Source organism: Aquimarina megaterium XH134, from assembly GCF_000520975.1.
Taxonomy (GTDB): Bacteria; Bacteroidota; Bacteroidia; order Flavobacteriales; family Flavobacteriaceae; genus Aquimarina; species Aquimarina megaterium.
The window spans coordinates 221,857-238,585 of sequence record NZ_JACB01000006.1 but is presented as its reverse complement, the minus strand read 5'-3'; the positions used below and the strand labels follow the sequence as shown (position 1 = coordinate 238,585).

Genomic DNA, 16,729 nt, shown 5'->3' with positions numbered 1-16,729 from the left:
TATTATTTAGCTTTTAACCAGTTTTCACGTTTATTTATAGCTTCTTTACTAGCGTTTTGTAGTAATTTGGTTTCAACATCTGGATGTGCAGTAAAAGTCATTTCAGTTTTTACTTCCTTACCTAACCTTTTGTAGGTTATCGTTACTTTTTCGCCAGGGGTATACTTTTTTAGTATCTCAGCTAATTGTTTTTCATCTGTAATAGCATCTTTATCTATCGTTAGAATAACATCATCTTTATCTAATCCCGTTATATAAGCAGGAGACTCCTTTTTGGGATAATCAGAGATAAAAGCATTGTTATTTTCATACTTTATGGGTACTCCTGCAAAGTAGACCTTTTTAGGATTGTTAACCACTGAAATTCCAAAACTAGCAAATAGAGTTTTATAATCGGGAACCTGGCTATTATTGATATATTTAGTAAAGAACTCATTAGCAAACGACTCTCCTGCATATTCCTGTAGTGTAGTTAACAGATGTTCTTCTGTGTATGGGACTTCAGTCTTTCCATATTTTTGCCAAACAAGCTTCATATAGTCATCTAGAGTAAGATGGTCTTTATAGTTTCTTAGAGATAAATCCAGGGCTAACCCTAGCATACTGCCATAGGAATAGTAAGAGATAAATGTATTTCCTCTATTTACAGGATCTACGGATGTTGCAGCATCTACAAAAGGAGCTTGGTAACTCATCTCTGTAGGATTAAAATAGGCTCTGGCAGGAGAATTCCATACATAATTATACGATCTGGCTAGTCCTTCAATATATTTTTCCTGGCTTATGATACCTGCTCTGCATAAAATTAATCCAGTATAATAACTGGTAAATCCTTCTGCAAACCATAATTCTCCAGACATATTAGCGGCTTCAAAATCGAAAGGCTCTAATGTTTTTGGACGTATACGTTCTACATTCCACGCATGAAAAAATTCATGAGAAACAGTTCCTATATTTCTATCCATTCCCTCTTTGGCAAGACTGCGAGTACTGGTTAGGATAGTAGAGTTTCTATGTTCCATTCCATCGCCAGACACATTGGGCATATAACAAGCCAAAAAAGTATAGGTTCCGTTGTCAAATTTTGGATATTCTCCAAACACTTCTTTCTCTTGTAGTACTATTTTTTTAACTTTTTCAAAATAAGTATTAGCTTCTTCTTCGGTTCCCAAGTGGTGTAATGCAAATTGTATGGTGTATTCTGAATCTTCGGATTTAACAGTAAATGCTTTTAGTGAGTGATTACTAATTTCTACAGGGCTATCCATAAAATACTGTAGATTAGGAGCTGTATATTTATGATTTCCAACAGGGAAAAGCTGCGTGGCAATCTTCCAGTTTAGATCTTTTCTAGTATTAAAAGTTACTTCTACAGCTCTGTCTTTTAGCGTTGGAGCAAACATAAAAGTAGCAGGAATATTAAGATGTGCATGGGTTTCATCAATTTGAGAATACGTCCCGTCTCCACGATCTGCAAATAGCGTATAAGATACTTTAATTGTACCGTCATGACCAGAAACATCCCATTGATGAGGATTAGGGCGGGTAACCATAACTTTTTTACCTTGACTGTCTGTAATCGTTACATCATAAACATTCTTGGCAAATTCATGTAGGGCATATCTCCCAGGTGATGTTCTGCTCATTCGCAAAGAAATAGTGGCTGTTTTTAGATCAGAAAATGTAGCTTGTATTTTAGCTTCATGATGAACAGCATTTTCAAAAGATATGCGATATTGGTTTTTTGATTGAGAGAAGTTGAATTGAACACATAGTATTACAATTAATAACTGTACTAGTTTCATTATGATTGGCTTATGATTTATGTGTGAAATGATGATGAAACTCAAATATAGGTATTAATTATAATTCTTTTCAGATAACTTTTTAATAAGGATGGCTTATACTAGAAAGTTTAACAATATTTCTGATTGTTAATGCTACCATCTTCAAATCATTTGCTTTGAAAAAAGAAAAATCCCTTGAATATACTTGTGGTGCTTTTTCTTCTTTTATAATTCGGGTATTCACGATTTTCGGGATTCCGTTTTCAAATACTAATGCCTGCGGAGATGTTTCAATGGCATTAATGTCGTATATAGTCTCATCATAAAGAGGTTTAATAGTAGGTACATTAGTATGCCCGACAATGATATGAGATACATTATAAGTTTTAAGGATCTCCTCTACTTCTTTTTTTGAAGATTTTTTAATTTTATCATTTTGTCTTATGTAGCCTCTATATTGAGTTACTCCTGTTTTTCCTAATATAATTTCCTTAAGATTTTCATCAATAGGTTTGTTATCCCAATAATCCCAAATAGCTTGATTTATTTGTTTTATAGTATATTTTTTTGCTGCAGTTTCGGGACTAATTCCTCCATGAGTAATTAGAGTGGTTCCGATTTTTAGTAGTATAGGTCGTGTTCTTAACCATTGTCCTAAATATGTTTTATTAGAAAAAGCATCTTTAAAAGACATCATCTGCTGAATGGCAAACAAATTAGCAGGGTTTACTCGACTGAAATTACCTCTTAGAATATACTGTTCATGATTTCCGAGTAGATAATGAACCATTCCTCCAGCTAATTCTGCCTGTTCCGAAAGCCGAACTGTTTTCCAGAGTACTGTACTTACTTTAGTTCCACGATCAACCATATCGCCTGCAATAACCAAATAGTTTTCTCCAAAACACCAATTACCAAGAGAATCAATAACCTTAAGGTTTTTTAAAAGAGTATCCATATATTCATAATCTCCATGAATGTCACTAATAAAGACAACCTTATCAGGAGTAGTGGTAATTTCTGTAACGGGTATTTTAATTTCTGGTAGAGAGAAATTTAGAATTTGATTTTTAGTGTCAATAGTGAAATTTTTAATAGAAGAATCATATGTTTTGTGATGTGTTTCATCGTTTTGGTACCAATCTACAGATATGGTATTGTCTTTTTGATAGGTAACAATTGGGCCTTCAATAAAATCATTATCAAATGTTGGGCCGTCTGCAGCACCAGCCAAATTAGCATTAAACTCGATGAATTTTGACTTTACTGGTACCTGAAGTGTTTTATAAATGCCATTCTTGGTTAATATAACTGTACTCTGATCTAGTTTGTAAACTATAATTATGAGAATTAAAGTAAGTATTCCTAGTAGTGGATAAAGTAGGAATAATTTCCATTTTTTAATCTTTTTCATTTTTGTTTCGAGTTAAGATTAGACAATAGTTTTCTTAGGCAATGACATATGATCATTGTCTATAATGAGTGGTTTAGAAAATTGAGATTACTTAATTCTAGATATAAATTTATTCTTCTGTGTATTCTAAAATATCAGATGGCTGACAATCCAAAACCTTACAAATGGCTTCTAGTGTCGAAAAACGTATAGCTTTCGCTTTTCCGGATTTAAGTATCGAGAGATTAGCAGTGGTAATGCCAATTTTTTCTGCCAATTCTTTACTCTTCATTTTTCGCTTAACAAGCATCACATCAAGATTTACAAGTATTGGCATAGTTATATTGTTAGTTCGTTTTCTTCCTGCAATTGAACCCCTTGTTTAAATATAGTTGCAATAAAAAGAGCAAAAATACCTAATATGATGTGTAAAAAGACTGCATAAAAGTCATTAAAATTTCCACCTTGAAAAATAAGTAACCGAATACTACCATATAATATGGGAAAGAATAAATTTATAATTGTAAAATAAGTCAAATGCTGTATTGCATTTTTTGAAAATAGGATTTCTGCTTTAAAAGTTTTAAAAACAAGTGATAAGACATAGAAAAATGATACATAAAACAAGAAAAACATAATAATCGACAAAAATGTATTGATTTCGTATGCTCCCTTTATTACCGAGTTGGTAAAAGGAATTTTAATCTGAAAATTATGATCAGAGATACTTAGAAAAGAATTAGTTACTATAGCAAATACGATAAATAATAGAAAAATCCCGTATCCGATGGCAGTCGCTTTGGCGATATAAAATAATAGGGTTGATACTGATTTTTTTCCGAACATTTTCATAATTATATTGTTAATTCGTTTTCTGACTGAATTTCAATTCCTCGTTTGAAAATCAATGCAATGATGAATATAATTCCTGCCATAAAAAGGAATTCTGAGCTTCCAAAATCGTATTCAAAAACCACCCCTTTTTTTAATAACCTTTTACTATATCTGGTTGCAAAATAGGCTAATAAACCTATCCACAATGAAACGTAACTAATACTGGAAATTAGATGTGCTACAGCAGGAGTAAATGGTTTATCAAAATCAATCTTTGAAAAAATTTTAATTACTAAATAAAACATATAAACCTTAAAGGCCAGTATAGAAATAATTAGTGATAGAAGCATGATATAATACTGAATAGAAAAGCTATAAAGGTTTGATAAATCTAAACCTAAATATAAATTTTCTGCAGCTTCTTCATTTACAAAAAGACTTATTGTACTCGAAATAAGTATTGCTCCCAACTTAATACATAAACCAATGAATATAACCCAGGATATTATTTTCATTGCATTTAAAACTTGTTTTGTTTCCATTTTTATTATCGTTAAACGATAACAAATATATTGAAATTATTGATAAACGATAATTTTTTATTAAAAAAACCTATTTTTTAATTTTTGGTTTCTAAAACCTCGTGGTATCTTTGAAACATGATTTCCAGAAAACTAAAGCAAAAACTAGATAATCGTATCAAAAACAACTCTCTTCGGCTATTAACCGATTCTAATGGGTTGATCGATTTCTCGTCTAATGATTACCTGGGATTTGCGTCTTCAAAAACTATTTTTGAAGGAGCACATCGATTACTGGTTAAAAAAATAAGGCAAAAAAATGGAGCGACGGGTTCTCGTTTACTTTCCGGAAATCATAAATTATACGTAGAAACAGAAAAAATGCTTGCAGATTTTCATAATGCTCAAGAGGCTTTAATTTTTAACTCTGGGTATGACGCTAATCTTGGTTTTTTTTCTGCAGTACCGCAACGAGGAGATGTTATTTTTTATGATGAACTAATTCACGCCTCCATTAGAGACGGGATGCATATGAGTAATGCCAAGTCTTATAAATTTAAGCATAATGATATAGAAAATCTAAAGTTTCAGGTTGAACGAAATCGAAATGCGAGCAGTGATCAGGAAATATATATCGTTACAGAGTCGGTTTTTTCAATGGATGGAGATTGTGCAGACTTAAAATCTTTAATAGCATTTTGTCAGAAATACAATTGCCACCTTATTGTAGATGAGGCACATGCAACTGGTGCGTTTGGTGATTATGGCGTAGGGCTACTTCAGAAATTAGGGCTAGAAGACCGGGTTTTTGCAAGGATCAATACCTTTGGTAAGGCTTTAGGTTGTCATGGCGCAGTGATTTTAGGGTCAAAGGATCTAAAGACATACTTAGTAAATTTTTGTAGAAGTTTTATATATACTACCGGATTACCACCACACTCTATTGCAACCATCAAAATGGCGTATGAAGAACTTAAATGTACACCTGAAATTGAAAAACTTATTGAAAATATTACTTTTTTTACCCAAGAGCTTGAATCCAAACATCTAACATCAAGATTTATTAAAAGTAATTCTGCAATACATTGCTGTATTATTTCGGGTAATGAAAATGTAAAAAAAATTGCAAACCAAATCCAGGAAAAAGGATTTGATGTCAAGCCAATTTTGTCACCTACTGTGCCACAAGGTAAAGAACGATTGCGCTTTTGTTTACATTCTTATAATTCTAAAGAAGAAATCTCGGAAGTCTTGGAACTACTTGCTACTTTTGTACGCATATGAGCGAAACATTTAAAACGGTTGCTGTTTTTCAATATTCGGCAGAAGCTTTGATCATCAAAGGGAGAATAGAATCAGAAGGAATCCAGGTTTTTACTATGGATATGCATACGATCGATACCGATCCTTTGGTTAGTAATGCTATTGGAGGTGTTAAATTGAGAGTAAAAGCAGAAGACGAACAGAAAGCACTTCAGATTATAGAAAGTATACAAAAATATGCTATAGATGATCAAGGAGAATCTATTTCTTGCCCAAAATGTAATGGAGAAAAAATAGTTCTGGATTCGACGATTGACAGTTTTAAAAGTTTGGTTCTTTTTCTTTTGCTTCTATTACCAATTAATCAAAAAACGAAATATAGATGTGAAGAATGTAATCACAAATTTGACTAAAAATGAATAAAAAAATATTCGTTACAGGAATAGGCACAGAAGTAGGTAAAACGATAGCTTCTGCAATTGTGGTCGAGTCGTTGCAGGCAGATTACTTTAAACCAATACAGGCAGGAGATTTAGAATATTCGGATACCGATAAAGTACAAGAATTGGTGTCTAATTCGAAATCTAAGTTTCATAGCAATAGCTATGCCTTAAAAACGCCGATGAGTCCGCATGCTGCAGCAGAAATTGATCAGATTTCTATTGAAATCGATAAAATAACACTTCCCAAAACCAATAATGATTTGATTATTGAAGGTGCCGGAGGATTATTGGTGCCATTAAATAATAACAATACGATCCTGGATCTAATACAGTCTGATTACCATGTTATCGTAGTTTCAAGGCATTATTTGGGGAGTATTAATCATACCTTAATGACCATCCAGATTTTAAAAGAAAAAGGATATAACGTATCTATTATTTTTAATGGGGCAGCACATAAAACTACTGAAAGTATCATAAAAAAAATGACAGGAGTCCCAGTTATAGGAAGAATTGACAATGAACCTTATTTTGATAAAATGGTAGTTTCAGAATATGCAGAACTGTTTAGAGATCAATTAAAATCACTTTAATATTCACTAAAAAATCTTCGCTTTCGCGGAAGCGACACTTGTATGACTTTAAAAGAAAGAGATAAAAAACATCTTTGGCATCCGCTCACCCAGCATAAAATACATCCCGAAGCATTACCAATTATAAAAGCAAAAGGAGCTTTGCTTTATGATGAAGATGAGAATATATATATTGATGGGATTGCATCCTGGTATACTGCTATGTATGGTCATTGTAATGATTATATTTTAGAAAAAGTACAATATCAGATGCAGCAGCTGGATCAGATTGTATTTGCTGGTTTTACACATGAGCCCGCTATAAAATTATCTGAAGAATTAATCAAAATATTACCAGATAATCAAGAAAAGATATTCTTTTCTGATAATGGTTCTACAGCCAATGAAGTAGGAATTAAAATGGCACTACAATACCATTTTAATAGAGGTGAAAAAAGAAATACAATTATCGCTTTTGAAGATGGTTTTCATGGGGATACTTTTGGGGCAATGTCTGCCTCGGGATTATCGGTTTATAATGGTCCTTTTGAAGATTTTTTTATAAATGTTAAACGTATTCCTACTCCAAATTTTGAAAATATTGATAGTGTTATAAAAGAATTACAAGAATGTATTGCAACTCATGAAGTAGCTGCTTTTATATATGAGCCACTGGTACAGGGAGCCAATGCAATGCATATGTTCGAAGCGAGATATCTGGATCAAATTCTTGCTATCTGTAAAGACAATACTATTATTACCATTGCAGATGAGGTAATGACAGGTTTCGGAAAAACCGGAAAAACATTTGCTTCTGATCATATAGAAACCAAACCAGATATTATTTCAATGTCTAAATCTTTAACAGCAGGTTTCGTTCCTATGGCAGTAACAAGCTGTACTCAGGAAATCTATGATGCTTTTCTCGATGATTCGATTGGTAAAGCCTTTTTTCATGCGCATACCTATTCTGCCAATCCTATAGCCTGCTCAGTAGCCCTTGCGGCAATAGAGCTTTTACAAAGTGAAGAAATCCAAAATAGTATAAACAGAATAACAATGTCTCATAAGGATTTTGATGCTAAAATCAAAAACCATCCTAAAATTAAAAGAACCAGGCAAACAGGAGTAATTTATGCCCTGGATTTGGATATCGAAATGGACCGTTATGGTAAAAAACGCTATGAAATATTTGACCATTTCATGAAAAATGGTGTAGCATTAAGACCACTGGGAAGCACAGTTTATGTTCTCCCTCCGTATGTAATTACTCAGGAACAGTTACAGAAAGTGTATGATACTATTGTCGAGTTATTAGAAAATGTTTAATCCTTTAACCTGTCTTCTATAGAAGATATAAACCTCTCTTTATCATCAATAAAAAATGCTATCGTTTTATACATTTTTTTCATTCCATAAAGTCCAGAAAACATATTTTCTTTTTTCAAGGTGATTAGCATATTATGACTTTCTAATTCACCAAGTGGAGATAATTTTATAGTCTTAGTATCGAATTCGATTTCTTTGTTTGTAATTTCGATAGATGCAATGTCGTTAATGTTTATTGTAGTTTCACTAAGGATACCATAACGTAGATGTAAAATATTACCTTCTATGGTGACGGGCCTTTTAATAATAGATTTTAGAAAACCAAAGATCTGGATACTAGAGTATACACTTAATACACTTGCAATCCAGGCTGCAATTACACTCCATTTTAATAAAAGAACATGTAGTACATAGGTTTCAACACCAATGATTACGATAAGTGCAGCTAATAAAGAAATGGTTCCGCTATTTTTATGATAAGTAAATTCATTTTCTGCTAGGATTCTCTTTTTCCAGGATACGAATCCATAATAGAATACTGCAAGCTCCATAGCAAGAAATATTGCAATTTTACCAGGCGCAATTTCACCACAAGTTTCCTTTAATGCAGAGAAATAATCTAGTTCTTGTTTTGCATTTACCTTATATCGTTTTATGGTTTGGCGAACTTTATAAAATACAAAAACACCTACACCCAGCTCTACAAAAGGAAAAATCCAGTTTTTTACCCAATTTAGTGTAGACTGATGTTCTTGTGGAATAATATAAGAAGCGATAACCATTCCTAGAATAAAAAAAGGAACGATAGTGGTTTTAGGAATATTTTTCTTTTTGATTAATATAAAATAAACAATGGGTATCGTAAAAAGTAGATCAAGAGTGATACCAATTGATAATGCATCGGTATTTGAAGCAAAAATTTGTGATTTGGTGATCAAAACCACTAACAAAATAAGGAGTACTGGTACTCCGAATACTACTAAATTACTATGGATTTTCGTTGTCATATTCATTTTGTTGATATCCTAATAAATCAATTTGTTCATCGGTTTCATCAATGATTACATACATTTCTTTGTATGTCCATTGGTCATTTTGTTTAGTACCCACAACATATAATTGTGCTTCACCTTTTGGCCCTTTTATAGGAATTGATATATCTGCAGATCCTGTGTTATTTTTATAAGAAAGGCTACCATTCATTATACCATTAGTCTCTATAGGTTCTCCCAGGATACTTACTACATATTCATCTTCATTTACTTTAAAAAGAGCATCCTGATAAGGAGCAGATTCAGTGATTAATTCGCTTACACCAAATATCAGAGAGCCTAAAAAAATAAAAAACAAAACAATTAGAGTAAGACAGCCTCCCACAGGAACTGCCCAGCCCCAATTTCTGGCAAACCAGCTTTTTTGTTGTATATGATCCTCCATAATTTTTATCATTATATCCTATAAAGATAAGTATCTAAAATGTGTTTTTTGTTACTAAAATCTTATGATAAATGATATAACTATTGAACAAGATCGAACAAACCTGTACATTTGCCAAAAATTGAAAATTGCAACAGAAAATATCAATAACAGGAATTTCTTCTATATCTCCATTAGGAGTTTCTTCTGACGATATATGGAAAGCATATAAAGATCCATCACATCGTATCTCTTTTAAAGATTTTGAAGGAGAACAAGCCCCAATTGCATTACTTTCTCAAAACGTAAAACAGAAAATAAAAGAACTAAGAGCAGAGAGTTCTCATTATGAGGCATTGGATGACTCGGTTCTTTTTGGTGTTTTTGCAGCCAGACAAGCAGTTAAAAATGCTGGATGGAATGACGATCGCAATTTTGGGATTAATATAGGTTCTTCTCGTGGGGCAACAGGACTTTTTGAAAAATACCACCAGGAATTTCTAAAAAGTGGTAAATCGTCTACATTAAGTTCACCCACAACTACACTAGGAAATATTTCATCATGGATTGCTCATGATTTACAAACCAGCGGGCCAGAAATAAGTCACTCAATTACCTGTTCGACAGCGCTACATGCTATGCTTAATGGTATTGCCTGGTTACAATCGGGCTTGGCAGACCAATTTTTGGTAGGCGGAAGCGAAGCCCCATTAACACCATTTACGATTGCACAAATGAAAGCCCTTAAGATATATGCATCTAATGATAAGGCAGCATATCCATGCCAGGCAATGAATTGGAATAAAAAAAGAAATTCTATGTTTCTTGGTGAAGGTGCTGCTATTGCATGTATAGAAAAAGGAATAAAAGAAAATGCTTTAGCTTTAATTGGAGGTATTGGCTATGCTACAGAACCATTAAAGCATAATATATCGATATCTACAGAAGCAGATTGTTTTCAAAAATCTATAAAAATGGCTTTAGGAGAAACTTCTGTAAATGAGATAGATGCGATCGTGTTACATGCACCTGGTACGGTAAAAGGAGATCTGGCAGAATATAATGCGATTAAAACTGTTTTTAAAGATGCACTGCCTGCTTTAACAACAAATAAATGGAAAATTGGGCATACCTTTGGGGCTAGCGGGATCTTGAGCCTGGAGCTTGCAGTACTGATGTTAAAACATCAGGAATTTATACCAGTACCTTATGTAACATATGATAAGTTTCCCAAGCAGTTAAATAAAATAATAGTAAATGCTGTTGGTTTTGGGGGTAATGCCGTTAGTATTTTGCTCGAGCGTCTTTAATTTTTTGAGATATGACTTTATTATATTAATTGATACAAATACACCAGATTTTCTTACATTTGACTTTTAGATTTAGATGATTTATGAGCGTTATTAGACACGATTGGACCAAGCAAGAGATTCTTGATATTTACAATACACCTATGATGGATTTACTGTATAAAGCAGCAACTATTCATCGCGAATATCATGATCCTAATGTCGTACAGGTATCTACCCTGTTATCTATTAAAACAGGAGGATGTCCTGAAGATTGTGGGTATTGCCCACAGGCAGCCAGATATCATACTGATATCGAGGGTAATGACCTGATGAGCGTACAACAAGTAAAAGCACAAGCACTTCGTGCAAAATCTTCGGGAAGTTCTAGAGTATGTATGGGAGCTGCCTGGCGTAATGTTAAAGATGGGCCAGAATTTGAAAATGTACTTGAAATGGTTCGTACAATCAATAAACTTGATATGGAGGTATGCTGTACATTAGGTATGATTACCGAAAATCAGGCTCAGCGATTGGCAGAGGCAGGATTGTATGCCTATAACCATAATTTAGATACTTCAGAAGAATATTATAAAGAAGTAATCTCTACAAGAGGTTATGAAGATCGATTAAAAACAATTGATAATGTTCGTAAAACGAATGTAACTGTCTGTAGTGGTGGTATTATCGGTATGGGAGAAGAAGTGAGTGATAGAGCAGGAATGCTGGCAGCATTGTCAAAATTAAGCCCACAACCCGAATCAGTACCTATAAATGCATTGGTTGCTGTAGAAGGAACTCCAATGGAAGAAGAAAAACCTGTAGCAATATGGGATATGATTAGAATGGTTGCTACTACCAGAATCGTAATGCCAAAAACACAAGTAAGATTATCTGCAGGAAGGACCGAAATGAGTAGAGAAGGACAAGCCATGTGCTTTTTTGCCGGGGCAAATTCTATATTTGCAGGAGATAAGCTACTAACGACTCCTAATCCAGATGTGAATAAGGATATGGAGATGTTTAAAACATTAGGACTTAATCCGCAAAAACCATTTGTTAAAAAGGCTCAACCTGAAACAGTCGAAGCAGAAGATTCTGTATTTGAACCTTTGGGAGAAAAACCTAAATGGTCCCGACCAGATCATACTATCGAAAGAAACCAAGCAGCAAAAGAAAAAGCTAAAGGAGTGATAGCAGATAAATAAAAATGTGATAAAACCCTTATTGAGGGTTAATAAACATTTACATATTTTTAACTGCATTTTTTTATCATCAGACTACACTTATGTAGATCAGTATAATATTGCCATCACCTACTTTTGGCAGATATCGCCTTAATTTTTAGGGCTTATTTTTAGTAAGTGAAATTAAATTTAGAACAAATACCAAGGGTAAAATCAATTACCAAAGAGGAATTTCTTAAGAAATATGTAACACTACAAAAGCCGGTTGTAATCGAACGGTTAATTGTAGATTGGCCTGCGTATACCAAATGGAATCTTTCTTATATCAATGATATAGCAGGTGATAAGACCGTTCCTTTGTATGATGATCGACCTATTTCGTCTGAGCGTAAATTTAATGAAGCTCACACTAGTATGAGAATGGGAGCATATCTTACTCTACTTGAACAAGAACCTACCAATTATCGTATTTTTTTATATAATTTACTGAAAGAAGTACCTCGGCTTCAACAGGATTTTAGATATCCAGAGGAAATAGGATTAAAATTTATGAAAAAACTACCGTTTTTGTTTTTCGGAGGTAGTGGTTCTAAAGTTTTTATGCATTATGATATAGATTTAGCTAATATTCTTCATTTTCACTTTCATGGAGAAAAACAATGTATATTATTTCCACCTTCAGAAACAAAATATTTATACAAATTACCACATTCATTACTATCTCATCAAGGAATAGATTATGCAAATCCGGATTTTAAAAAATGGCCTGCGTTACAACATGCCAGGGGGTATATTGCAAATTTAAAACATGGCGAAACATTGTATATGCCAGAAGGATATTGGCATCAGATGACGTATTTAACTCCGGGATTTTCTATGAGTATCCGTTCTGCACCCCAGGGAGTTGTTCAGTTTTCAAAAGCTTGTTACAATGTTTTTTTTATGCGATATCTGGATAATTTTATGCGAAAAACCAGAGGAGAGAAGTGGATCGACTATAAAAATAATAAAGCAGTTCTGCGAACGAATAAAAGAAACGGATACACTAAAGAAGAGATATAGTAACCTTAGGATTATATAAAAAACAAAACCTCGACTACCGAGTTTTTACTCATTGCCAAGGTTTTGTTTTCTAAGGATGTTTAATAACAGAGAAGAATCTGATTAAAAATCTCTTAGCATGTTTACAAGGTTGGGGTGAATTTTTTCAAATTCTTAATCACTTCAATAGCAGTTTCTACAACTTCTACTATATCATCGATTAAGTCTCCGATAGGACCTCCTCCTTCTATTTGAGTAGTTTCTTCAAAGCTTAGTTCGCTTACTTTCAATTCATTTAAATTTTTCATAGTTAAATAATTTACAGATTTATGATTCTAATTAGTATTCTAGTGATTAGTTTGCTCAAAAGCTTCTTTCATAAGTTTCTTTAGCTTTTTATCGTTTTCTGGTTCAAACTTAAGCCGCAAGAGTCTCATATTTTGAGACATACTAAAATTTTGTATCTGCTTATCATTTATAATGATTTATGCGATTTGGATTTTGAAAAATATTCAGGATTAATTCTATACAATTCATTAGAATTTCATAAGTATGGTTTATTTGCCATAGGACAAAAATCAGGATTTACTTTTTATACTTCGTTCAAAAAAACTGGATTAACCCCCTGTCAACTTAAATCTAAAAATAAAAAGGTTTCGAATTCTTAAATTTTAATAATATCGGACATCGATTTTATAAGCCCTACCTAGTTTTGGCTATAATTAATTACATATCGGTCTATTTATAAATTGATGTTTGCGAGTACTGCACTGTGATCATTTTTAATGCGACCGATAGGTTTTTTATTTGTCAATGAAATGTAACTTTTAAAAATTTGATTAGTATGAATTTACACAACGGTATTATAAATTTAAAAAGATGTTTTTTAATCTTATCCGTGATTTTATTTACAGCTTGTAAGTCTGATGATGATCAACCTGAGCCCGAACCAGAAAAAACTATAAATGGCTTTTGGTTAGCCGAAGATAAAGGATATGTCGTAAAGATTACCGACACAACAAAAGTGCTGTATGGCATAAATTCTATTGGATGTACAATTATAGAAAATAATTTTGTGCCAGAAGAATCTTGGGGTGTACCGCTAGATCTAATTGGCCCAGACAAATTGGTAGGGGCTCCAGAGCTTAGTGCATCTAGTATTGAGTTTAAGAGGTTATTAAATCAAAATGAGTTTTGCCTCCCTAATCAGATTGCCAATACTAAAGATCCAAAGATTAATTTTGATCATTTTTGGAACATTTTTAATGATTATTATGCTTTTTTTGAAACAAGAAATGTAAACTGGTCGCAATACAAAAACCTAAGAGAACAAGTAACTTCAGATAATTTTTATGATATTCTACAGGAGTTAGTTTTTCTTTTAAAGGATGGGCATGTAGGTATTGATGATGAAGCTAATAATATTGCGATCGATGCAGGTTCTCCTGATCTGATTTCTAGATTAAATTCAAGTTTAAGAGGAAACTTACTTATCCAATCTGGAGAAGATTACAATACACTATATAACCAGAAATTACAAACCATAGCAGTAAAGTATTTAGATAACGAATTTAAGGCTGATGAAAAAGGAAAAATCGTGTGGGGGATGATTGGCAATGATATCGCATATATTAATATTTTGGGAATGGAAGGGTATAGTGATACCACAAAAAATGAGATGGAAATATTAAATTCGGTATTAGACAAAATAATGAATGACCTTAAAGGTGCTGCAGTTTCTAAATTAATAATCGATGTTCGTTTTAATGGTGGGGGATACGACATGGCTTCAGTGAATATAGCTTCGCGATTTTTGGATCATGAACGACTTGCATTTTCTAAAAAAGCAAAATTAGGAAGCGGTTTTACCAAAAGCACATCGGTATCTATGACTCCCAAAGGTGATTTTCAATTTAAGGAGGACATAGTAGTATTAACAAGCCCTTTAACAGCAAGTGCGGCAGAGGTTTTTACACTTTGTATGAAAGATTTACCTTATGTAACATTAGTTGGTGATAATACCAATGGAGTTTTTTCTGATATTTTAGCACACACTTTACCAAACGGAGCTTCAATAGCATTGTCTAATGAGGTGTATAGTGATGTTAATGGAAAGGTTTATGAAGCAATTGGGGTTGGGCCAAGTGAAGGAAATAGAGTTCCACTATTTTCTAACGACGATTTTGTTAATGAAAAAGATAGCGGAATAGAAAGAGCAATCACTCTGTTAAATAAATAGAAATTTTATGAAAGGGGGCAGTGTTTCTAAATTGATATATTGCTCCTTTTTACGTCATAGAATTAACTCATTCACTTTTTCATAAACAAGAGTGGTTTCCCATCCCCGATACAAAAGATAGTCTATAAGTTTTTTACGTTTTTTGTTTTTGTCCTGCTCAGTAATACTGTAGTATTTTTTTTCGGCAAGCTTATGAAAAGTTTCAAAATAATCTTTTTCGGGTATTTCTTTAAGTGCCGTTTTTATATTGTAAGGTGAGATATTACGAAATTTGAGTTCACGTACTATTCGTTGTTTACCCCATTTTTTGATATTAAATTTCCCTCGGGCAAACGCTTTGGCAAAACGTTCTTCATTAAGGAAATTTTGATCCAGAAGATGTAGAATAATTTTTTCTTTAGCCTCTGGAATAAGTTTCATAGTCCTTAATTTATCCTCTACATCTTTATGACAACGTTCCTGGTAGGCACAATAGCGTTCCATTTTTCGTAATGCCTCGGCTACGGTTATAGATGTAATGGGATTTCTATACATGACCACAAATGTACAGTGACTTTTATAATTACCCCAAAAGTTATGCTTCTAAAATTAATAATCTGTTGGTCACTACATCCTTTTTACAAACATTATATTGCTTTAAAAAGGCTCTTACTTTTTCGTCTTCATTTTTTTCTTTTACATCTTGTAACAGATTTTTTTTGGTTAGTTTTTTAAGTTCTAAAGGAGCATATCTTGTTTTAAAATAATAAGTTTCAAAAACAGGCCAATCAGGTAATATCCTCTTGTTTTCTTTGTAAACATGCATCCAATTATTACAACCTACAAACTCACAAAAATTACCATTTGGCAGAATAGTAAAATGAAAAGGATCAATTTCATGATCATGATCCATATCAGAAACTATGAGTTGTTTAAGTTCCTTGGCATTAACTGGATTAGATGCATAAAACAAAAGAGTTTCTAGCTTATGGGTTAGATCATAAGCTTCGATTTTCCCCATTCCATTAAAGTTTTCAAGGATTTTATAGAGTAGTTCTTTTTCGTTTGTCATGGTGTATGTTTTTGAGATATATAGAATTGAATATTCTTTTATAAAGAAAAGCTTAGAAGCATAATTCTCCTATAACCAAATAGATTATAGGAGAAAATGAACTCACTAACTTTACTCATTAGTTTACAAGCTAGTATTTTGACCTCCGGGACCGCTCCCGACCCATCCCCAATCTTTATTAAATTGGTGGTCAAGTCCAGGCAATCCTGGTGTATCAGAGGTAGAAATTGCAGGAAAAAAAGCACCACCTTCTATTGTGATTAGTTCTGATGCATTTAATTCCTGAAAGGATGCAGTTTTATAACTTTTCATGCGATTTCGTTTTAAGATTGATGATATAATGATGATTGATGAAATTAAAGTA

19 protein-coding genes are annotated in these 16,729 nt (G+C 32.9%); 8 read left to right on the top strand and 11 right to left on the bottom strand.

The window, feature by feature from the left end; all coding sequences use genetic code 11:
- Positions 1 to 2 precede the first annotated feature (2 nt).
- From Z053_RS0107995 to Z053_RS0107975, 5 genes are all read right to left on the bottom strand, one after another.
- Positions 3 to 1,805, bottom strand: a complete 1,803-nt coding sequence (locus Z053_RS0107995) for a M61 family metallopeptidase (RefSeq protein ID WP_025664512.1) — start codon at positions 1,803 to 1,805, stop codon at positions 3 to 5.
- Between the two features lie 82 nt (positions 1,806 to 1,887).
- Positions 1,888 to 3,201, bottom strand: coding sequence for a metallophosphoesterase (locus Z053_RS0107990; protein ID WP_025664511.1), 1,314 nt, complete (start codon positions 3,199 to 3,201; stop codon positions 1,888 to 1,890).
- Between the two features lie 109 nt (positions 3,202 to 3,310).
- Complete coding sequence (locus Z053_RS0107985; RefSeq protein WP_025664510.1) at positions 3,311 to 3,517, bottom strand: helix-turn-helix domain-containing protein; 207 nt, start codon at positions 3,515 to 3,517, stop codon at positions 3,311 to 3,313.
- Positions 3,518 to 3,519: 2 nt separating this feature from the next.
- Positions 3,520 to 4,032, bottom strand: a complete 513-nt coding sequence (locus tag Z053_RS0107980) for a DUF2975 domain-containing protein (RefSeq protein ID WP_025664509.1) — start codon at positions 4,030 to 4,032, stop codon at positions 3,520 to 3,522.
- Between the two features lie 2 nt (positions 4,033 to 4,034).
- Positions 4,035 to 4,556, bottom strand: a complete 522-nt coding sequence (locus Z053_RS0107975; protein ID WP_025664508.1) for a DUF2975 domain-containing protein — start codon at positions 4,554 to 4,556, stop codon at positions 4,035 to 4,037.
- A gap of 117 nt (positions 4,557 to 4,673) precedes the next feature.
- Here Z053_RS0107975 and Z053_RS0107970 point away from each other — a divergent pair, with 117 nt between their 5' ends.
- The 4 genes from Z053_RS0107970 to bioA are packed head-to-tail and all read left to right on the top strand — an operon-like array spanning position 4,674 to position 8,142.
- A complete protein-coding gene (locus tag Z053_RS0107970) occupies positions 4,674 to 5,819 on the top strand; it encodes an aminotransferase class I/II-fold pyridoxal phosphate-dependent enzyme (RefSeq protein ID WP_025664507.1) in 1,146 nt (381 codons plus the stop codon).
- Positions 5,816 to 6,211 carry a putative signal transducing protein gene (locus Z053_RS28100; protein WP_035095451.1) on the top strand — a complete coding sequence of 132 codons (396 nt, stop codon included), beginning with the start codon at positions 5,816 to 5,818 and terminating at the stop codon, positions 6,209 to 6,211. The genes Z053_RS0107970 and Z053_RS28100 overlap by 4 nt, the downstream gene beginning before the upstream one ends.
- Before the next feature lie 2 nt (positions 6,212 to 6,213).
- Positions 6,214 to 6,834, top strand: coding sequence for a dethiobiotin synthase (bioD, locus tag Z053_RS0107960; protein WP_025664506.1), 621 nt, complete (start codon positions 6,214 to 6,216; stop codon positions 6,832 to 6,834).
- Positions 6,835 to 6,876: 42 nt separating this feature from the next.
- The gene (gene bioA / locus Z053_RS0107955) at positions 6,877 to 8,142 is read left to right on the top strand and encodes an adenosylmethionine--8-amino-7-oxononanoate transaminase (protein ID WP_025664505.1); all 1,266 of its coding nucleotides are present in this window, start codon (positions 6,877 to 6,879) and stop codon (positions 8,140 to 8,142) included.
- On the opposite strand, the gene Z053_RS0107950 is transcribed toward bioA, so the two are convergent.
- A complete protein-coding gene (locus Z053_RS0107950; protein WP_241459812.1) occupies positions 8,139 to 9,149 on the bottom strand; it encodes a hypothetical protein in 1,011 nt (336 codons plus the stop codon). The genes bioA and Z053_RS0107950 overlap by 4 nt on opposite strands.
- The gene (locus Z053_RS0107945) at positions 9,130 to 9,579 is read right to left on the bottom strand and encodes a cytochrome c oxidase assembly factor Coa1 family protein (RefSeq protein WP_025664503.1); all 450 of its coding nucleotides are present in this window, start codon (positions 9,577 to 9,579) and stop codon (positions 9,130 to 9,132) included. The genes Z053_RS0107950 and Z053_RS0107945 overlap by 20 nt, the downstream gene beginning before the upstream one ends.
- Before the next feature lie 128 nt (positions 9,580 to 9,707).
- Here Z053_RS0107945 and Z053_RS0107940 point away from each other — a divergent pair, with 128 nt between their 5' ends.
- The 3 genes from Z053_RS0107940 (at position 9,708) to Z053_RS0107930 (ending at position 13,096) form a co-directional block, all read left to right on the top strand.
- A complete protein-coding gene (locus Z053_RS0107940; RefSeq protein ID WP_025664502.1) occupies positions 9,708 to 10,868 on the top strand; it encodes a beta-ketoacyl synthase N-terminal-like domain-containing protein in 1,161 nt (386 codons plus the stop codon).
- Between the two features lie 83 nt (positions 10,869 to 10,951).
- Entirely contained in the window at positions 10,952 to 12,055 is a 1,104-nt protein-coding gene (gene bioB, locus Z053_RS0107935) for a biotin synthase BioB (protein WP_025664501.1), read from the top strand.
- Positions 12,056 to 12,211: 156 nt separating this feature from the next.
- Positions 12,212 to 13,096: a cupin-like domain-containing protein gene (locus Z053_RS0107930; protein ID WP_025664500.1), complete on the top strand. Its 885-nt coding sequence runs from the start codon at positions 12,212 to 12,214 to the stop codon at positions 13,094 to 13,096.
- Between the two features lie 122 nt (positions 13,097 to 13,218).
- On the opposite strand, the gene Z053_RS31420 is transcribed toward Z053_RS0107930, so the two are convergent.
- Positions 13,219 to 13,365 carry a hypothetical protein gene (locus tag Z053_RS31420; protein WP_160170067.1) on the bottom strand — a complete coding sequence of 49 codons (147 nt, stop codon included), beginning with the start codon at positions 13,363 to 13,365 and terminating at the stop codon, positions 13,219 to 13,221.
- Positions 13,366 to 13,919: 554 nt separating this feature from the next.
- On the opposite strand from Z053_RS31420, the gene Z053_RS0107910 reads away from it, so the two are divergent.
- Positions 13,920 to 15,314: a S41 family peptidase gene (locus Z053_RS0107910; protein ID WP_025664499.1), complete on the top strand. Its 1,395-nt coding sequence runs from the start codon at positions 13,920 to 13,922 to the stop codon at positions 15,312 to 15,314.
- A 54-nt stretch (positions 15,315 to 15,368) separates the two neighbouring features.
- Here the strand turns inward: Z053_RS0107910 and Z053_RS0107905 are convergent, their stop codons facing one another.
- The 3 genes from Z053_RS0107905 to Z053_RS0107895 form a co-directional block, all read right to left on the bottom strand.
- Complete coding sequence (locus Z053_RS0107905; RefSeq protein WP_025664498.1) at positions 15,369 to 15,848, bottom strand: regulatory protein RecX; 480 nt, start codon at positions 15,846 to 15,848, stop codon at positions 15,369 to 15,371.
- Positions 15,849 to 15,888: 40 nt separating this feature from the next.
- The gene (locus tag Z053_RS0107900; protein WP_025664497.1) at positions 15,889 to 16,365 is read right to left on the bottom strand and encodes a hypothetical protein; all 477 of its coding nucleotides are present in this window, start codon (positions 16,363 to 16,365) and stop codon (positions 15,889 to 15,891) included.
- A gap of 123 nt (positions 16,366 to 16,488) precedes the next feature.
- Positions 16,489 to 16,677 carry a hypothetical protein gene (locus Z053_RS0107895; protein ID WP_025664496.1) on the bottom strand — a complete coding sequence of 63 codons (189 nt, stop codon included), beginning with the start codon at positions 16,675 to 16,677 and terminating at the stop codon, positions 16,489 to 16,491.
- Positions 16,678 to 16,729 lie beyond the last annotated feature (52 nt).